The 17,977-nt window shown below is 59.9% G+C and carries 17 protein-coding genes, 1 tRNA gene and 2 pseudogenes; 11 read left to right on the top strand and 9 right to left on the bottom strand.

Annotated elements, in window-relative coordinates; genetic code table 11:
- Positions 1-10 precede the first annotated feature (10 nt).
- The gene (locus tag ACZ1HJ_RS17780; RefSeq protein WP_472719968.1) at positions 11-907 is read right to left on the bottom strand and encodes a phytanoyl-CoA dioxygenase family protein; all 897 of its coding nucleotides are present in this window, start codon (positions 905-907) and stop codon (positions 11-13) included.
- A gap of 108 nt (positions 908-1,015) precedes the next feature.
- On the opposite strand from ACZ1HJ_RS17780, the gene ACZ1HJ_RS17775 reads away from it, so the two are divergent.
- Positions 1,016-1,909 carry a LysR family transcriptional regulator gene (locus tag ACZ1HJ_RS17775; protein ID WP_472719967.1) on the top strand — a complete coding sequence of 298 codons (894 nt, stop codon included), beginning with the start codon at positions 1,016-1,018 and terminating at the stop codon, positions 1,907-1,909.
- Between the two features lie 79 nt (positions 1,910-1,988).
- Here ACZ1HJ_RS17775 and ACZ1HJ_RS17770 read toward each other — a convergent pair whose 3' ends face one another.
- Positions 1,989-2,423: an Lrp/AsnC family transcriptional regulator gene (locus tag ACZ1HJ_RS17770; RefSeq protein ID WP_472719966.1), complete on the bottom strand. Its 435-nt coding sequence runs from the start codon at positions 2,421-2,423 to the stop codon at positions 1,989-1,991.
- Between the two features lie 109 nt (positions 2,424-2,532).
- Between ACZ1HJ_RS17770 and ACZ1HJ_RS17765 the strand changes: the two genes are divergently transcribed.
- Both ACZ1HJ_RS17765 and ACZ1HJ_RS17760 read left to right on the top strand, forming a co-directional pair.
- On the top strand, positions 2,533-3,663 hold the full coding sequence (locus tag ACZ1HJ_RS17765; RefSeq protein WP_472719965.1) for a type III PLP-dependent enzyme: 1,131 nt from the start codon (positions 2,533-2,535) through the stop codon (positions 3,661-3,663).
- A 341-nt stretch (positions 3,664-4,004) separates the two neighbouring features.
- A complete protein-coding gene (locus ACZ1HJ_RS17760) occupies positions 4,005-5,066 on the top strand; it encodes a DUF2235 domain-containing protein (protein WP_472719964.1) in 1,062 nt (353 codons plus the stop codon).
- 20 nt (positions 5,067-5,086) lie between these two features.
- On the opposite strand, the gene ACZ1HJ_RS17755 is transcribed toward ACZ1HJ_RS17760, so the two are convergent.
- Together ACZ1HJ_RS17755 and metF are read right to left on the bottom strand one after the other, a co-directional pair.
- Positions 5,087-5,563, bottom strand: coding sequence for a PaaI family thioesterase (locus ACZ1HJ_RS17755; protein WP_472719963.1), 477 nt, complete (start codon positions 5,561-5,563; stop codon positions 5,087-5,089).
- A gap of 74 nt (positions 5,564-5,637) precedes the next feature.
- Positions 5,638-6,504 (bottom strand): methylenetetrahydrofolate reductase [NAD(P)H], encoded by an 867-nt coding sequence (metF, locus tag ACZ1HJ_RS17750; protein WP_472719962.1) that lies wholly within the window; start codon positions 6,502-6,504, stop codon positions 5,638-5,640.
- 99 nt (positions 6,505-6,603) lie between these two features.
- Here metF and ACZ1HJ_RS17745 point away from each other — a divergent pair, with 99 nt between their 5' ends.
- The gene (locus tag ACZ1HJ_RS17745; protein WP_472719961.1) at positions 6,604-7,509 is read left to right on the top strand and encodes a LysR family transcriptional regulator; all 906 of its coding nucleotides are present in this window, start codon (positions 6,604-6,606) and stop codon (positions 7,507-7,509) included.
- Between the two features lie 61 nt (positions 7,510-7,570).
- Complete coding sequence (locus ACZ1HJ_RS17740) at positions 7,571-8,359, top strand: inositol monophosphatase family protein (protein WP_472719960.1); 789 nt, start codon at positions 7,571-7,573, stop codon at positions 8,357-8,359.
- A 10-nt stretch (positions 8,360-8,369) separates the two neighbouring features.
- Here ACZ1HJ_RS17740 and ACZ1HJ_RS17735 read toward each other — a convergent pair whose 3' ends face one another.
- The 3 genes and pseudogenes from ACZ1HJ_RS17735 to putA all read right to left on the bottom strand — a co-directional run bounded on the left by ACZ1HJ_RS17735 (position 8,370) and on the right by putA (position 12,956).
- The gene (locus ACZ1HJ_RS17735) at positions 8,370-8,738 is read right to left on the bottom strand and encodes a GFA family protein (RefSeq protein ID WP_472719959.1); all 369 of its coding nucleotides are present in this window, start codon (positions 8,736-8,738) and stop codon (positions 8,370-8,372) included.
- Positions 8,735-9,479: pseudogene (locus tag ACZ1HJ_RS17730) on the bottom strand (rhomboid family intramembrane serine protease). The gene ACZ1HJ_RS17735 and the pseudogene ACZ1HJ_RS17730 overlap by 4 nt, the downstream one beginning before the upstream one ends.
- 45 nt (positions 9,480-9,524) lie before the next feature.
- Positions 9,525-12,956 (bottom strand): bifunctional proline dehydrogenase/L-glutamate gamma-semialdehyde dehydrogenase PutA, encoded by a 3,432-nt coding sequence (putA, locus tag ACZ1HJ_RS17725; protein ID WP_472719958.1) that lies wholly within the window; start codon positions 12,954-12,956, stop codon positions 9,525-9,527.
- Between the two features lie 110 nt (positions 12,957-13,066).
- Here putA and ACZ1HJ_RS17720 point away from each other — a divergent pair.
- The 3 genes and pseudogenes from ACZ1HJ_RS17720 (at position 13,067) to ACZ1HJ_RS17710 (ending at position 14,253) form a co-directional block, all read left to right on the top strand.
- A pseudogene (locus ACZ1HJ_RS17720) lies at positions 13,067-13,544 on the top strand (Lrp/AsnC family transcriptional regulator).
- A gap of 31 nt (positions 13,545-13,575) precedes the next feature.
- The gene (locus ACZ1HJ_RS17715) at positions 13,576-14,121 is read left to right on the top strand and encodes a tetratricopeptide repeat protein (protein WP_472719957.1); all 546 of its coding nucleotides are present in this window, start codon (positions 13,576-13,578) and stop codon (positions 14,119-14,121) included.
- Between the two features lie 45 nt (positions 14,122-14,166).
- Positions 14,167-14,253: transfer RNA gene (locus tag ACZ1HJ_RS17710), tRNA-Leu, on the top strand.
- A 17-nt stretch (positions 14,254-14,270) separates the two neighbouring features.
- Here the strand turns inward: ACZ1HJ_RS17710 and ACZ1HJ_RS17705 are convergent.
- Positions 14,271-15,128: a helix-turn-helix domain-containing protein gene (locus tag ACZ1HJ_RS17705; protein WP_472719956.1), complete on the bottom strand. Its 858-nt coding sequence runs from the start codon at positions 15,126-15,128 to the stop codon at positions 14,271-14,273.
- A gap of 105 nt (positions 15,129-15,233) precedes the next feature.
- Between ACZ1HJ_RS17705 and ACZ1HJ_RS17700 the strand changes: the two genes are divergently transcribed.
- Genes ACZ1HJ_RS17700 through ACZ1HJ_RS17690 form a run of 3 tightly spaced genes read left to right on the top strand, consistent with a single transcriptional unit; the run spans position 15,234 to position 17,247 of the window.
- Positions 15,234-15,440 carry a DUF2061 domain-containing protein gene (locus tag ACZ1HJ_RS17700; protein WP_472719955.1) on the top strand — a complete coding sequence of 69 codons (207 nt, stop codon included), beginning with the start codon at positions 15,234-15,236 and terminating at the stop codon, positions 15,438-15,440.
- Positions 15,433-16,329, top strand: coding sequence for a fatty acid desaturase (locus ACZ1HJ_RS17695; protein WP_472719954.1), 897 nt, complete (start codon positions 15,433-15,435; stop codon positions 16,327-16,329). Before ACZ1HJ_RS17700 ends, ACZ1HJ_RS17695 begins: the two co-directional genes overlap by 8 nt.
- A 21-nt stretch (positions 16,330-16,350) precedes the next feature.
- The gene (locus tag ACZ1HJ_RS17690; protein ID WP_472722232.1) at positions 16,351-17,247 is read left to right on the top strand and encodes an EamA family transporter; all 897 of its coding nucleotides are present in this window, start codon (positions 16,351-16,353) and stop codon (positions 17,245-17,247) included.
- Positions 17,248-17,250: 3 nt separating this feature from the next.
- On the opposite strand, the gene ACZ1HJ_RS17685 is transcribed toward ACZ1HJ_RS17690, so the two are convergent.
- Positions 17,251-17,952 (bottom strand): NUDIX hydrolase, encoded by a 702-nt coding sequence (locus ACZ1HJ_RS17685; protein ID WP_472719953.1) that lies wholly within the window; start codon positions 17,950-17,952, stop codon positions 17,251-17,253.
- Positions 17,953-17,977: the final 25 nt, after the last annotated feature.

The following is a 17,977-nucleotide window of genomic DNA, read 5'->3' as shown; positions in this document are numbered from 1 at the left end:
GGGTCCTCTCCTACGCAGACGCGGTCGATTTGGAATACAATGAAACATCGTCTGCAGCGCCTTGTGCAAGCGCTTTGGCCTGATCCACGCGGATTTTTTCGTAGAGTTCCAGCGCATGGTGGCTGAAATTGGCGGTGGGCGGCATGAAATGGATGAAATTCCCGCTGGTATCCACGCCCCGCGCCATCATCGCGTAGTCGCGTTCGGCCACCTTTTGTTGTGCATTAGGATTGAGGTAACGGACGGCAAAACCAATCCGCCGGTCATCGGATGTGTTTGGGCCGGATCCGTGGATGGTGAGCCCGTGATGCAGGGACATCTGGCCGGGTTGCAATTCGATATGGGTCTTGTCCTCGGGGGCCACGTCAACGGCCACTTCCTGACCGCGGCTCAGCAGGTTGGTCTCCGAAAACGTGTCATTATGCGGCAGGATCGGGTTCTTGTGGCTGGCTTTGACGAAATCCATGCAACCGCTTTCGACGGTCGCCGGGGAAAGCGCGATCCAGGCCGTGACCTGATCTGACGTTTCACCCATCCCCCAATAGGTCAGGTCCTGGTGCATGCCGACAACCTGTTTGGTGCGCGGCTCTTTTATGAAAAACTCTGCTGACCAGACCATCAGATTGGGCCCCAGAATACCCTCGACCACATCCAAAACGCGTTTGTCCTGTGCCAGCCGCGCGGCCATGGGCAGGACGCAATGCGCGTTGACCCGTTTATAGGTGTTGAGCGGCAAAGGCAGATCAGCGGCAAGCCAGTCGCGCTCGATCTCCTCCAGTTCGGTCCGGAAATCCGCCGTCTCTTCGGGAGAGAACACGTTGATGGGGTGCAAAAACCCGTCGCGCCAATATTGCGAGGTGGTATCGGCGGTGAGATGTCCGTCGGTAAGGTCAATCGGGGTGGGCATTTGATGCGGTCCATTCTTGTTGGGTTGGATGGATCATAAACCGAAGCGGTTGAGGGTCAGAATGTTAGTGCTGGACGCTTAGGGTAAGTTCAGCTTAGCCTATCTTTCATGTCTTCTGGTATCCCTTCTCTGAACTGGCTACGGGTCTTTGAGGCGGCGGCGCGGTGTGAGAGCTTTGCGCGGGCTGCGACCCAACTCAACATGTCATCTGCCGCCGTCAGCCAACAGGTGCGCGCGTTGGAGGAACGGCTGGAGGTGCGCTTGTTTGATCGCCATGCCCATGCGGTGACCTTGACGGATATGGGCCGGGCCTATTTGCCATCGGTGCAACAGGCCCTGTTGACGCTGGAAAATGCCACCGAAGGGCTATTTGGTGCGGCCCGTGCGCAGCAGCTTTTTGTGCAATCAGTTCTGATCTTTGCTCAGGGCGTTTTGGCGCGCGGATACACGGATTTTGCGCACCAGCATCCTGATATTTCCCTGAGCCTGACCACGGCAAACCTGCCCTATGAATTTGCCCGGGGGTTCAGCGATCTTCAGATCGTGTTTGGCAATCCACAAGCCTATGGCGCTGAAAGCGACCGCCTGATCGGGGAGCGATTGTTTCCGGTTGCGACCCCGGCAATTGCGGCCGGGATCAGGCAGGCGGGTGATCTCTTGGAGCACCGGTTGATTGAGGTTGGAACGCATCGGGCGGGCTGGCCTTATGTGTTTGAAAAAATGGATATTTTACCCAGCAGGGCGCAGTATATTTATGCGGATAGTACAATCATGGCGGCGGCAATGGCCGCCGAAGGTATTGGCATCGCATTGGCCCGGGCGCCGGCCAGCGACAAGGCCATAGCCGAAGCTGGTCTGGTGGCCTGTCTGCCGGGGTTTGAGGCCGACGGGCGAGAGGCCTATCATTTGATCTATGCGGATCGCGCCGCGCTGCGCCCACCGGCACGGGCCTTTCGAACATGGCTTCTGGATTGGTGCGCGACGCGCCTTGGGCCAGAATGAGTGTGTGAAACGGGCTGATTGGCGCTTGTTTTGCTCTGCGCTGTGGGCCGCCGAAACTGATCGACTTCAGCGAAGCGTTTTAACGGCTTCGGTCCAGTTTGGTGCTCAGATGGATCAGGCTTTCAGAGCTTTTCACCCCCTTGGCCTCTCCTATCCGGTCGAGGGTTTCATCAAGGGCTTCTGTCGTGTTGGCCTCCAGAGTCACGATCAGGTCGAACCGGCCCGATGTCGTGTGCACACGCCGCACTTCGGGCAGGGATTTGAGCCGCGACAGAACCGTTGGTGCGCTGCGCGGTTCGATGCTGACCAACACGGTGGCACGCAGGGGCGGACGGGCGGATTGACCAAGCCGCAGACGGTAGCCCTGGATCACACCAGTTGCCTCCAAACGGTCCAGCCGCGCCTGAACGGTGGTGCGTGCCAACCCGAGTTTGCGCGCGAGGGTGGTCACCGGTAATCGGGCGTTTTCGCTCAGAAGCGCAAGAAGAGCCAGATCTGTTTCGTCAGTTTGCATTGTAATTACGTCATTTAGCCGAAATTAGAATTCATATTGCACGATATGACACGTGGAATCGACAGCACTCTACGCGAAACTTGGAAAAAAGACCAACTGAGGCAGATCGATGCGTACATCCCCCAACTGGCCCGATCCACGGGCACATCTCCTGCGCCACCAGCCCGATACCGCGATGATTTACTTCGCTCCGGCGGTTTTGCACGCCACGGCCCGGCGGTTCCAGGCGGGTTTTGACGGCTTGGTCACCTACGCGGTCAAGGCAAATGCAGGCGAGGAAGTTCTGGCCAATCTGGTCGCGGCGGGCATCACCGCCTTCGACGTGGCCAGCCCGCGCGAGATGTATGCCGTGCGATCCATCTGTCCGTCGGCGCAATTGCATTACCACAACCCGGTGCGCTCCCCCGAAGAAGTGGCGGCGGCGATTGCCATGGGCGTGACCTCCTATTCGCTGGATTGCAGGGCAGAACTGGACAAGCTCAAGGACGTGCCGAAGGGCACAGAGGTCGCGGTGCGATTGGCCCTGCCAGTGGGCGGTGCCGCATATGATTTTGGCGAGAAGTTTGGGGTAGGGCCGGACCGTGCCGCCGATTTGCTGCGCGATGTGGTGGATCGTGGCTTTGTGCCATCAGTGACTTTCCATCCGGGCACGCAATGCGCTGACCCCGCCGCCTGGGGAAGCTATATCTCGGTCGTTGCGGATCTGGCTCGTGCGGCTGGCGTAACACTGGCCCGTCTGAACGTCGGTGGCGGGTTTGCGGCGCGCCGATTGGGTGCCGCACCCGATCTGGAAGCTATTTTTGACCATATTCAGGAACAGGTGGATGCGTGTTTTGGCGCAGATGCCCCCGCATTGGTGTGTGAGCCGGGGCGCGCCATGGTCGCCGACGCGTTCACAATTGCAACGCGGGTCAAGGCCCTGCGCGCCGACGGCTCGGTGTTTCTGAACGATGGCATTTATGGCGGGCTCTACGAGATGCGTGACATCGGCGCGACAGACCGGGTGCAGGTGTTGGACGGGTCCACCGGCCAGGCGCGTTCGGGTCAAACCCTGTCACGGGTGGTGTTTGGCCCAACCTGCGACAGCCTGGACCGGTTGCCGGATGCGGTTGAATTGCCGCGCGATCTGGCGGTGGGAGACTATGTCCTTTTCGGCGGCATGGGGGCCTATGCACAGTCTTTGTCGACTGGATTCAATGGGTATGGTCTTGGCGCGCCGGTGACCGTGGCTGCCCTTTAGGCCGGTCTGGAACAAATGTCACAGGCTCGTGACGCGCGATGATCATTGCCGGTCCCGCGAGGTTATACATATGTGGGTCGGGCGCATCGCTTGGGCATTTGAAGCCCAGGTAAAAAGATATCTTCTTCAATGCATTAGAGGGTTAATTTGCCTTGGTTCCATGATCTTTCTTGAAGGCATCACATGCGGTCACGTGGCCTGCTTAGCGTGGCGTACTGCGCCAGACGTTTTGATGGCATTCACAGAAGGCATGACAGGCCTGCTCTGGTGCGGCACTATCATGCGCATATCTCGATCCTGCGGGTGGCACTTAACCCATCCCAACAGGATGATGGTGAACAATGAACCTGCGACAGTGGAAAAAAACACTTTTTGAGTTCCTGCGGCCGAAGCCGCGGCACCAACAATCCGGCTACGCCCGGGCGCGAGGTCAGGTGACACATGTGCTGATCTTGGATGGCACGATGTCCTCCCTCTCACCGGGATGTGAAACCAATGCAGGGTTGACCTGCAGGCTGTTGTCGGAGGTCAGCGGGCCCGAATTGTCGGTCTATTATGAGGCTGGTTTGCAATGGCAGGATTGGCGCACCACGCCGGACGTCATGATGGGGCGCGGGATCAACCGGCAGATCCGCCGTGCCTATGGCTATCTGGCCAGCCGCTACAGGCCCGGTGATCGGATTTTCCTGATGGGGTATTCGCGTGGGGCTTATGCGGTGCGTTCATTGGCCGGGGTGATCGACAGCGTGGGGCTTTTGCGCGACGAACATGCCACGGAACGCAACATCATGACGGCCTACAGGCACTATAGGTGCACGCCCGATGGCGCGGCGGCCGCGGAATTTACCGCGAAGTTTTGCCACGCAGACACGCCGATTGAGATGATTGGTGTCTGGGACACGGTCAAGGCTCTGGGGCTGCGCCTGCCGATCCTCTGGCGATGGGCGGAGGCCGCGCATTCGTTTCATTCGCACCGGTTGGGCCGGTCCATCCGGCGTGGCTATCACGCGGTCGCGCTGGATGAGACGCGGCTGGTTTACGAGCCGGTATTGTGGGACGTGAGCGAGGATTTTGACGGCCATGTGGAGCAGGTCTGGTTCCGGGGGACACATTCGGATATCGGCGGCCAACTCTGCGGGTTTGATGACGCACGGCCCTTGTCGAACATTCCGCTGGTCTGGATGCTGGAGCGGGCCGAGGCCTGTGGGCTCATGCTGCCGGATGGCTGGCAGGCGCGGTTTCCGATGGATGTCAGCGCGCCATCGGTGGGCTCATGGCGGGGATGGGGCAAGATTTTCCTGCTCCGCAATGCCCGCAAGATAGGCCGCGATCCGTCAGAGCGGCTGCATGAGACGGTTGCGGGGCTCGATGCAGATATGCCCGAAATCGAGCAGGTCAGTTAAAGCGGGGCGGGACATGCGCCTCAGGCCTGCATGATAATACAAGTGGTGGAGCCGGTGGCATAAAGCCTGTCATCATCCTTGCCGCGAATTTCACCCCAGGCCACGGCGGTGGAACGACCCGCATGACTGACCTGACCGGTGGCTGTGACCTCGGTGCCGAGCGGAATGCTGCGGGTGATATTTATCTTATATTCCAACGTTGTATAGAAGGACCCCTTGGGCACTTTTGTCATCACGGCACAGCCCAGGGCGCTGTCGAGGATGGCACCGTACCAGCCGCCATGTAAGCCACCCATCGGATTTGTGCTGTTGAACGTGGGTACCCCTTCGAAGATCACGCGACCGTCTTCGGCCAGGGTCGGGTGAAAGCCAAGCGTGGCGGCGATGGGCGGAACAGCGCGCGTGCCTGCCACCACCTCCTGCATAAAGGTGAGGCCGGAAACCGAAGTCAGTTCCGCCAGATCCGGCAGCTCGTCGATGGATGTTGCGATTTTCATGGCCGTTATGCCCCCGTCTTTGCGTCCCAAAATGTGGCAGGACGGGCAGGGGCATTCAAGTCACGAGGTCGGGATCATGCCACGTCGCGCAGTTCGACCTGCGGCGTGACGCCCAGGGCATGGCAGATATCGCGCGTCAGATCGGGGCGGTTGAGCGTGTAGAAATGCAGGTCTTCGACGCCGCCTTCCAGAAGCGAGCTGCAAAGCTCGGTCGCGATGGCCGTGGCCAGAAGATCATGGCGATCGTCGCGGATCGCCTTTTCGAACATATCGTCCATCCACGCGGGCACATGAGCGCCGCAGGCCAGGGCAAATTTGCGCGCGCCCTGCCAGTTTTCGATGGGCAGGATGCCGGGAATGATCGGCGCGTCGATACCGGCCTTTTCACAGGCGTCGCGGAAGCGGAAGAACGTGTCGGCCTCAAAGAAAAACTGCGTGATCGCCTCGGACGCACCTGCATCGATCTTGCGCTTGAGCCAGTCGACATCGGCGGCCCGATCCGCAGCCTCGGGGTGTTTTTCGGGATAGGCCCCGACGCGGATGTTGAACCGGCCGGTGTCCGCCAGTGCTTCGATCAGCTCGCAGGAATTGGCAAACCCGTCCGGGTGGGGCTGGAACGCGCCGCTACCCTTGGGCGGATCGCCCCGTAGCGCCACGATCTCACTCACCCCGGCGGCGGCGAAATCGCGGGCAATCGCAAGCGTTTCATCGCGGCTAGCATCGACGCAGGTCAGGTGGGCGGCGACGTTAAGGCCGGATGATTTGTGCAAGGCGCCCACCGCATCGCGGGTGAGTTCGCGGGTGGTGCCGCCCGCACCATAGGTGACCGACACAAAGCGCGGATCCAAGGGTGCGAGCGACTGAACCGTGTCCCAAAGCCTGAACGACGCTTCGAGGGATTTGGGTGGGAAGAATTCGAACGAGATGTTGGGCACGGTCATGGCAAAATTCCTGAAAGGAGGCGTTGACCCCTTGTTGCACCGGATGCATTGTGAGACAATTTCATAATATTCACGATCAAAATGAGGTTTGCTAATATAATGCATATCGAGTTTCGCCACCTCAAAACCATCCGCGCCATTCATCAGGCCGGTGGCTTGGCGCGCGCGGCGGATTTGCTGCACATCACGCAATCTGCATTGAGTCATCAGATCAAAGGGTTAGAGGATCAGGCGGGTGTTGAGCTTTTTGTGCGCCGCTCAAAACCCTTGAAACTGTCGGCCGCCGGACACCGCCTGTTGCGCTTGGCCGAGAAGGTGTTGCCCGAGATCGAAGCGTTGGAAGAGGAATTCGAAGGTGTGCGCGAAGGCAGCGCGGGCCGGATGCACATCGCTATTGAGTGTCACGCCTGTTTTGAGTGGCTCTTTCCGGTGTTGGAACGGTTTCGCAAGAACTGGGGTGACGTTGATGTCGATATCCGCCCGGGGCTGGCCTTTGACGCGTTGCCGGCGTTGCAAAAGGAGGAGGTCGATCTGGTGGTCTCATCCGATCCCGAAGATCTGCCCGGCGTGATTTTCAAACCGCTTTTTGATTATGAGCCTGTCTTTGTGGCCTCCAGCCAGCACCCGCTGGCCCAGAAGGAATTTGTCGTGGCTGAGGATTTTCGCGATGAGATGCTGATCACCTACCCGGTGGATCGCTCGCGCCTGGATGTGTTCAGCGAATTGTTGACGCCTGCCAAGGTCGAACCGAAGGGCATTCGACAGGTGGAATTGACCGCCGTGATCCTGCTCCTCGTAGCTTCTAATCGCGGGGTGGCCGTACTGCCCGATTGGGTTGTGCGCGAGGTGCGCACGAGCAGCGATTACGTGACCCGGAAGGTGACGGAAAAGGGCTTGACCAAGCGGCTTTATGCGGCGATCCGCGAGGAGGATGGAGACAAGCCCTACATGGCGCATTTGATCCGGCTTGCGCGCGAAATTCCCATCAAGTTACAGCGCGATTAGAGGCTTGTGCCGTGGGCGCGGGCGGCGTATACGCGCGGCCTGAACCTGAGGAGCGAGACCCATGGCGATCAGTGCCAATATGAACGTTATGCTGCGGGCCGCGCGCAAGGCCGGGCGGGCTTTGGCCAAGGATTTCCGCGAGGTTGAGAACCTGCAGGTTAGCATGAAGGGCGCGGGCGATTTTGTCAGCCGGGCCGATATTGCCGCCGAACAGATCATCAAATCCGAGTTGATGAACGCGCGTCCGACCTATGGCTGGCTGGCCGAAGAAGGTGGCGAGGAAGAGGGCAAAGACCCGACGCGCCGCTGGATCGTTGATCCGCTGGACGGGACCACCAATTTCCTGCACGGGCTGCCGCATTGGGCGGTGTCCATCGCGCTGGAACACAAGGGTGAGATTGTCTCAGGCGTGATCTATGACCCGTCCAAGGATGAAGCGTTTTTTGCCGAAAAGGGTGAGGGTGCGTGGATGAACGAAGGGCGTCTGCGGGTCTCGGGCCGCGACAAGATGATCGAGGCGCTCTTTGCCACCGGGTTGCCCTTTGGCGGGCGGGCTGATTTGCCCGATACGCTGCAGGATTTGGCGCGGTTGATGCCGACCTGTTCAGGGGTGCGCCGGTTCGGGTCCGCCGCACTTGACATGGCCTATGTGGCGGCCGGGCGCTACGACGGTTTTTGGGAGCGTCGCCTGAATGCATGGGACATGGCTGCGGGTCTCGTGATCCTGCGCGAGGCGGGTGCTCTGGTTGAGCCCTTGACCTCGGGCGGTGATATCTTGGTGGATGGCGAAGTGATCTGCGCCAACGAGGCGATTTTTGATAAATTCGCCAAGGTTATACGCGATACTTAATGTAGAAGTTTCAGCGGTCTGAGGGGTGGTTTACACCGTCATCCCAGGGCATCGGCTCGAAATCTGCCGGGTTCACGCCCTCGATCGCGCCCAGATTGACGCCAAATTCGTTTGGGTTCGAGCGGCGCTGATGATGGGTGTAAATCCCGCAGACACTGCAAAAATAATGCTGCGCCGTACCGGTGTTCCAGGTGTAGAGCGAAAGCTTGTCTGCGCCGCGTACCACCTCGAGATCCGCCAGGGGTACGCTCACCGTCGGCGCGGCGCGGCGGCGGCAAAAACTGCAATCGCAGCGATGCGGATTTTCCAGCCCGTTGGGCAGGTTCAGGCGCAGTTCAACCGCGCCGCAATGGCAGGTCGCTTTGGTATATTCAGTCATTTGCGTTTCACCACGGGGATGCGAGACCGGCCGATCTGATATTCCGCCTCCGGATGGGGCGGATGGCCTTCGGTGCGCTCCCAAAAGCCTGTACCACCACGACGCAAAAACAGTGGGATGGTCAGGGCAAGCCCGATCAGGAAACCACCCGCATGCGCCCAATAGGCCACGCCCCCGCCCTCGGGATCAGCACCGACACCGTTGAAGAGTTGCAGGCCAAACCAGAGCCCGAGCATGATCCATGCCGGGATCGGAAGGATGCGGATGATGAAGACGAAGAAGATGAAAATATCGACCTTGGCTTTTGGATAAAGCAAAAGATAGCTGCCCATTACGCCCGCGATGGCACCGGAGGCACCCACGGTCGGGACCAACGAGATCCGGCGCGGAAATCACATGGGCCAACCCGGCGCCCAGACCCGACGCAAGATAGAAGCCAAGATAGGGACCGTGCCCCATTTCATCTTCGATATTGTCGCCAAAAATCCATAAAAACAGCATGTTACCCCCAAGATGCATCCAGCCGCCATGCAGGAACATCGAGGTAAAGAGGCTGCTATATGCGCCCGTGTCGGTGACCTCTTTTGGAATCATCGCCCAATCGTTGAAAAACTGATTGAGCGCACGAGCTTCGGTCAGAAAGGGCCAGTAGCTGAGAAAAACCACCACGTTGATTGCGATCAGCGCGTAGGTGACATAGGGCGTGCGCCCGGACGGGTTATGGTCGCGAATAGGTAACATAGGGGCCACCGTGGCGGCCCCTGAGAATGACGTCAAGGGGAGGTTTTAGGCGACCCCGCCCAGGAGCGCCGCATTCCCGCCAGCTGCGGTTGTATCGACACAGACATGGCGTTCGTGCAGCACATGGCCCGTGTCCGGCAGACCGGTGATCAGCGGCAGGATCGGGCCTTTGCGCTGTGCCAATGCCAGGCCGTAGTCGCGGGCTAAGGCGTCATCACCCCACCAGAGTGCGCCGGAAAACCCCTCCAGCGTGCTCAGAGCATTGGCCGCGATGGTGCCCGTGGCCTGCGCCGCGATGCCGCCCATATCGGTCACGATCTTGGCTTGCGCCGCCGCGGCGTCTGCCCCCGGACCCATGCAGAGGATCGCGTCACGGGGATGCGCGGTGAGCCGGTTCGATTCGCCTGTGGGGCCGGGCAGCACCAGCGCCTGTTGCACGTTGCGGTCGGTCGCGTTGGCCTTTTTAAGGGCGGTGTTGAGGTCCGCCAGAGACATTTCACCCGACCATGTGCCGCCTTCCGCAGGGGCGGGTTTAGCGGAAAAACGCGCCAGGTAATGTGGGCCGCCCGCCTTGGGGCCGGTGCCAGAAAGTCCTTCGCCACCAAAGGGTTGGCTGCCGACGATGGCACCGATCTGATTGCGGTTGACATACATGTTGCCCGCATTCACCCGCTCGGTCACGTGTTGCACACGGTCATCGATCCGGGTCATCAGGCCAAAAGTCAGCCCGTAGCCGGTGGCGTTGATCATGTCGATCACCTGATCCAGCTCTTCCGACCCGAAGGTGGCGACATGCAGCACAGGCCCGAAGATTTCACGCTCCAGCTTGTCGATGCCATCCACCTTGATCAGCGTGGGCGCGATATAGGTGCCGGAATTCGGGGTTTTCAGCTCGTGCAGCAAGCGGCCTTCGGCGCGGGCGATCTGGATGTGATCTGCGATGCCCTTGCGCGCCGTTTCGTCAATTACCGGGCCGCAATCCGTGGAGAGATACCAGGATTCGCCGATATGCAGCGCGTCCATCGCGCCCTTGAGCATTTTCAGGAACGGCTCGGCAATGTCGTCCTGCACATAAAGACAGCGCAGCGCCGAGCAGCGTTGACCGGCGGATTGAAACGCGGATTCAATAATAGCACCCACGGCCTGTTCGGGCAGGGCGGTACTGTCGACGATCATGGCGTTGAGGCCGCCGGTTTCGGCCAGAAGCGGCGCGCCGGGGGCCAGGTTTTCAGCCATGGCGCTGCGGATTTTCATCGCGGTTGCGGTGGAGCCGGTGAAGGCCACGCCACCGACGCGTGCGTCAGACGTCAGCGCTGCGCCGACATCTCCACCGCCGGGCAGCAATTGGAGCACGGTCTTTGGCACGCCCGCCTTGTGCATCAGCGAGATGGCAAAATGCGCGATCAGGGGTGTTTGTTCCGCTGGTTTTGACAAGACCGCATTGCCCGCGGCAAGGGCGGCCGCCATCTGACCGGTGAAAATGGCCAGCGGGAAGTTCCAGGGCGCGATGCAGGTATAGACGCCGATGGGCGGGTCCTGAGGGGCATTGGCGGCGTAATAGCGCAGGAAATCAACGGCTTCGCGGAGTTCCGCCACGGCGTCGAGCATGATCTTTCCCGCCTCTCGGGCCAGAAGGGCGAAGATTTCGCCGAAGTTTTCCTCGTAAAGATCCGCCACCTTGTTGAGCACACGGGCGCGCTCCTCGGGGCTGGCGTCCCACGGTGCGGCGTTGGAAAGGGCGGTTTCCACATCGGCCGGGCTGGTGTTGGCGACGCTGCCCACCACGTCGGCCGGATTGGCCGGGTTGATCACGGGTTTGGCGTCCAGCGGTTTGGCCTTGCCCGCCAGCAGCGGTGCTGATGTCCATTGATGTTTGGCAAAGGGGCCGCGGGCGTTTTCAATGGCGTCCAAGGTGGGTCGGTGCTTGAGGTCGAAGCCCTTGGAATTGGGACGTTCCGGCAGGAATAGCTCCGGCCCGGTGGGCAGGTGCGGCGCCGGATCATTGACAGCGTCAAACGGATCGCGGGCGACGATTTCGGGTGCCACGTCTTCGTCCACGATCTGGTTCACAAAGCTGGAATTGGCACCGTTTTCGAGCAGACGGCGCACCAGATAGGCCAAAAGATCGCGATGCGCACCCACTGGCGCATAGATGCGACAGCGCGTGCCCTCGGCCTTCAGGACGATATCGTGCAGCGCTTCGCCCATGCCGTGCAAGCGTTGGAACTCAAACGTTTTCTTGTCTGTGGCCATGTCAAGGATGGCGGCAACCGTGTGGGCGTTATGGGTGGCAAACTGCGGGTAAATCCGATCGGTCATGCCAAGAAGTTTGCGCGCATTGGCGATGTAGCTGATGTCGGTCGCGGCTTTCTTGGTGAAGACCGGAAAGCCGTCAATGCCTTCGACCTGTGCCAGTTTGATTTCCGTGTCCCAATAGGCACCTTTGACCAGCCGCACCATGATGCGACGATCAAGCCGCGTGGCCAGATCATGCAGGTAATCGAGCACATGGCCGGCGCGCTGACCAAAGGCCTGCACCACCACGCCAAACCCGTCCCAACCGGCCAGCGCAGGCTCTTCCAGCACCGCTTCGATCACGTCGAGCGAAAGTGACAGGCGGTCGGCCTCTTCGGCGTCGATGTTGAGGCCCATGCGGGCGGATTTTGCCAGCAGTGCCAAGGATCGCAGACGCGGCATGAGAATATCCATGACCTCTTCACGCTGCGCGACCTCATATCGGGGGTGCAGGGCCGAAAGTTTGACCGAAATGCCGGGATTGTCGCGGATGTCATCGTTGGTGCAGGCCTGCGCAATGGCGGTGATGGCGCGCGAATAGGCCAGGTGATAGCGCGTGGCGTCCGCATCTGTGCGCGCGGCCTCGCCCAACATGTCATAGGAATAGGAGTAACCCTTTTTCTCCATCCCCGCCGCGCGGTCCATGGCCGAAACGATGGTTTCACCCAATACGAATTGACGGCCCATTTCCTTCATCGCGCGGGCCACGGCGGTGCGAATGACAGGCTCACCCAGACGTTTGATGGCACCGCGCAGGTGCCCGACGGGGCCTTTGGCATCCTCCTGCAGGACCTTACCTGTCAGCATCAGGGCCCAGGTCGAGGCGTTGACCAGCGGAGAGGTTGAATGCCCCATGTGCTTGCCCCAGTCCGACGGTGCGATCTTGTCTTCGATCAGCGCATCGATGGTTTCGGCGTCAGGCACACGCAAGAGCGCCTCGGCCAGACACATCAGCGCCACGCCTTCATCGGTTGAGAGGCCATATTCAGCCAGAAAGACCTCCATCAGGCCGGGGCTGGATTGATTGCGGATGTCGCGCACGAGCTGCGCGCCGCTTGCCGAAATCCGCGCGCGGTCCTCAGGCGAAAGACCGGCTTCAGCGATCAGACGCGCCAGCGTTTCAGCCTCATTGGCGTATGTGGCAAGATCGATGGTACGGCGAATGTCGGTATCGTATGGCATGATGCACCCCAGATTGGCGAATTAGCCTATCATATCATCGGTATTCCGGGTAATTTTCCTGAAATAGGCAATACAGCAGGTCAAAATGACCATTGATAGGGTGTAGCGCTATGCAAAACGATAAGATCGAGCTTGACCGGTTTGACCGGGCCATTCTGCGGGTGCTGTCCGGGGATGGTCGAGATCAGCATTACAGATCTGGCGCGGGAAATTGGTCTGTCAAAGTCACCCACGCAGTCCCGGTTGCGGCGGCTGGAGAAGGAAGGCGTGATCACGGGCTATTCCGCTTTGTTCGATCCGATCCGTCTGGGCATGGACCACGTGAGTTTTGTCGAGGTGCGCCTGAGCGATACCCGCGAGGCGGCACTTTCCGCTTTTAATACGGCCGTTGCGCGAATTCCCGAGATCGAGCAAGTCCATATGATTGCTGGAAATTTTGACTATCTGATGAAAATTCGCACGCAGAGCATGAGCGATTACCGTCGGGTGCTGGCGGATCATATCTCGACCCTGCCGCATGTCTCGCACACCTCGACCTATGTGGCGATGCAGGCGGTCAAGGAAACGGTTGTCCCGGATGTGATTTGACGTGTGCGAGTGACGCGCCATTATCGATGTCATGAAATACTTCGTTGCTGCCCTTTTGATTTCCGGCCCCGCCTTCGCCCAGAGTTGCCCCGATGCGCCTGACCACAATGACGCCCTGACCGGTTTGATCGAGGCCGTGCAGGCCGCACCAAACGAGATGTCGGCGCGTGAGATTTCCAACGACATGTGGCAATATTGGGCAGATGCGCCGGATGATCACGCGCAGGATTTGCTGGATGAAGGCATGGACCGCCGCGCAGCATTTGATTTCAAAGGTGCTGAGATCGCGTTCAATGCGCTGGTCGAGTACTGCCCGAATTATGCCGAAGGGTACAACCAACGCGCCTTTGTCAGTTTCCTGCGTCAGGACTTTGCCGCGGCTCTGCCAGATCTGGATCGAGCGATCGAGCTTTCACCACGCCATGTGGCGGCCATTGCGGGCAAAGCGCTGACCCTTGTCGGGCTGGAGCGCAAGGCCGAGGCCGCGCTGATCCTGCGCGAAGCTTTGGCGTTGAACCCATGGCTCAGCGAGCGCCATCTTTTGCCGTCGCTGGAGACCGGTGAACAAGAACTCTGAGTCGGCTTTACACGCGCGCCAGAGCGGATATTGTCCGCCCACCTGGCCCGCGTGGTGGAATGGTAGACACAGGAGACTTAAAATCTCCAGGCCGTATAGGCCGTGCCGGTTCGAGTCCGGCCGCGGGTACCAGGGATCGCTTCACATCTTCACGTTTGTCGGCATTCCGCGCGCAAAAACGCCGGAAGTTCGCGGGCCGTTACAGCGGCTTCGCGGACCAGATGATCAAAATGCCCGGTCAGGGCCTGCACGCGTTCGGTGTCGCGAAAGGCCATGTAATTGCGCCCGATATAGATGACAGCCAGCAGCGGGCCGAAAATCGTGACAGGGGCCGAAAATACACGCCGGGCGTCATAGAGATAGAGCCGAAGGCGCGGATAAAGTTGCTCGGTCACGTCAAGCAGGTGCTTGATCTGGTCCTCCCGCACATCAGCATCCAGCCCGCGGTAATACCCCTCGCCGCGCGCGAAACTGGTCAGCGCGTACATCGGCAGGGCAATTTCGTAATCCGACTGCGCGCCGCGCATCCAGGCGAGGCGATCTTCTGAGGCGCCAATCACCTGATCGGTGGAGCGGCCCAGATGCGGCGTATATTCCCATTCCAGCATGGCGCGGGTTTTCAGCATGTCGGGCAGGCCGGCGGGCACATGGCGGATTTTGTACCCGGCGGCCTCCTTGTGCCATTGGAAAATCTGTTCGTCGACGAGCGCGCGGGGGGCTTCGGTCAGGGACAGGGAATTTGCCAGGATGTCCGCGGCGGTTTCAGGCCGGTCGGTCAGACCCAAGAGCCAGTCGGCGGAAATGCCAAGAGCGGCGGCACATTCACCCACCACCTGCGCATTGGGCAGGCGCGCACCCGCACCCTTGAGCAATTGCGAAATGGTCGAGCGGTCTACGCCCACGCGCCGCGCCAGCGCACTTTGGTTGATGCCCCGCTCGCGCATTGCATCCCCAAGACGAGAGCGAAAGAGATCAGCCCGCAGTCGTTTGTCGGTTTTTAACAGCATATGGTGATTATTATCACCAATGCAGAGGAATGTTAACTAGAAACGAAATATCCTGCTGTCATTTTCTGTCGTAACAGGTTTGTGAACAGTCTTAACGAGGGTCGAATGGAGACGAAACGGCGCACAGTGGTCAAAGCCATCATCTGGAACCTGATTGGGTTGGCCGTGATGTGTTTGGTGGGATTGATCATGACCGGATCGATCGCCGTGGGCGGCGCAATGGCCGTGATAAACGCGACGATCGGGCTCAGCAGCTATTTCATCTACGAACGCGTCTGGGCACATATCCGGTGGGGTCGTGTGCATGGCTAAAGTGCGTTTCGGTGTGGAATGGCCAACGTTGGCTCTGTTGGTGGGGTGTTATGGCGCATGGGCGCTGGCAGTGTTCTGGCTTGCCGCGCTCTGGTTGCCGCTCGGGTTTATTGCGGTGACGCTTGCCATCGCGTTGCATTCCTCGCTGACGCATGAGTTGATCCACGGGCACCCGTTCCGATCCGCCACACTCAACGAAGTCATCGGATTTCCCTGCCTTGGCCTGTTGGTGCCCTATCGCCGGTTCAAGGATTTGCATCTGGCGCATCACCGCGATGCCAACCTGACCGATCCCTATGATGATCCTGAAACCAACTATCTGGACCCGGAGGTCTGGGCTCGTCAGCCAGGGTGGATCAAGGCGCTTCTGACTTTCAACAACACCCTATTAGGGCGCATTCTGGTGGGGCCTGCGATTGGCATTTTTGCTTTTGTGCGCGCGGATATCGCAGCGATCCGGGCAGGGGACCGTCAGGTCGCGCTGGCCTGGATATTGCAAGTGCCGGCTGTGGCGATCGTCTTGGCAATGGTCAGCGCCTCGCCCATGCCGATCTGGACCTACCTTCTGGCGGCGTATTGCGGCTATGGGATCATCAAGATCCGCACCTTTCTGGAGCACCGCGCCCATGAACGTTGCAGCGGTCGCACGGTGATTGTCGAGGATCGTGGATTTTTAGCGTTTTTGTTCTTGAACAACAACTTACACGTCGTTCATCATATGCATCCTGACGTGGCCTGGTACGATCTGCCGGGGCTATATCGTGCCAATCAGGCGCGCTACCGGGAACGCAATGACAGCTATGTCTATCCCTCTTACCGGCAGATTTTTCGCCAGCATTTCCTGCGCACCAAGGATCCGGTGCCGCATCCGCTCTGGCGCAAGCCCTAAAACCGGTGCATGACGGGCCTTATGGAGGCCTGGATCATCCTTTCGATTGCAGCAGCCGCGTTTCAGACGCTGCGTTTCATGCTGCAAAAACACCTCAGCATGGGCACGCTCAGCACTGGTGGCGCGACTTTTGCGCGATTTATCTATTCCATGCCCTTCGTGGTCACGCTAGCGGTTGTCTATATCCTCTTTAGCGGGGCGGATTGGCCGGAATATTCCACGCGTTTCTGGCTTTTTGCCGTTAGCGGCGGGCTGGCGCAGGTGTTGGCCACGTGGTGTGTCGTAGCACTGTTTTCACAGCGCAATTTTGCCGTGGGCATCACCTTCAAGAAGACCGAAGTGATTCAAACCGCCCTTGTGGGCCTCGTGATCCTGGGTGATCGGATCACATGGGTCGGCCTGGTGGCCATCGTTCTGGGCCTGGTTGGTGTTCTGATCCTGTCGGACAACAAGGCATCGGGGCAGGGCGCGCGGTTTTTCAACAGGGCCGCGGGGCTGGGGCTGCTCTCGGGCGCGCTTTTTGCGGTGTCGGCGGTGGGATATCGCGGCGCCACGCTGGAGATTGCCAGCGATGACGCGTTTTTACGCGCGGTTGTGTCTCTGGCCGTGGTGACAACCGGGCAGGCATTGGGCATGGCCGCTTGGCTGGCATGGCGCGAACGGGGCGAGGTTGCCCGCGTGATTGCGGCGCGGCGCACCGCCGTCTGGATGGGGCTGACGGGCATGGGCGGCAGCCTGTGCTGGTTCACCGCTTTCACCTTGCAAAACGCGGCTTATGTCTTTGCCGTTGGGCAGATCGAGGTGATTTTCTCGCTTGTCGCCTCAGTCCTCTTCTTCCGCGAAAAAGTGACGGGGCGCGAAATGCTGGGCATTGGCTTGCTCAGCCTCAGCATCCTTGCGCTGGTGTTGCTTGTCTGACGACTATTCGTCCGATCGCGGTTCATACCCGCGCAGACGGATGAACAGGCTCGCCTCGTCATCATTGCGGAAAAACGGCACCGATGTGGGCGGCTCGGGATCATGGGCGCGCGCGGACACTTCGGCCAGAACCACCTCGGTGATGAACGGCAGGTCAAACTCACGCGCTTTGGCCAGGGGCACCCATTGCAGATGCGACAGCTCATCACTGGCAGCGGAAAAATCATCCAGGTCACTGGCGATCTCGCTGGCATCAAAGAGGAAAAACCGCGCATCGAACCGGCGCGGACGCCCGGGCGGCGTGATGGCGCGAAAGACAAACTGCAGCGCGCTGGCCGCAGGCAGGTAGCCGTGCTGGGCAAATCCGGCCCAATCCTCGGGCACGTCGCCCTGCCACGTGCCTTTCTGTCCCAGGATAAGCCCGGTTTCCTCCCACAGCTCGCGAATGGCGGCGATGGCCAGCGCATGACCCAGATCCGTCGCACTGTCTTCGCGCAAGCGTTCGGCGCAGATCGGAGGCAGGGGGGCGGCAAGTGGCACATCCGCATCGGCGGCATCCACAGCGCCGCCGGGAAAAACGAATTTTGAGGGCATGAAGGCGGCATTGGCGCCGCGTTGACCCATCAGCACATGCGGGTCACTGTCACGATCCCGCAGGGCAATCACGGTGGCCGCATTGCGGATGGCGGTCTTGTCGATGGTCATGCGTGCCCCTTCGGTTGCGAAAGGG

The organism is Roseovarius sp. JB2-10 (assembly GCF_055693585.1).
Note: the sequence above shows the minus strand (reverse complement) of the source record. Positions and strands in the feature narration are given on the sequence as shown.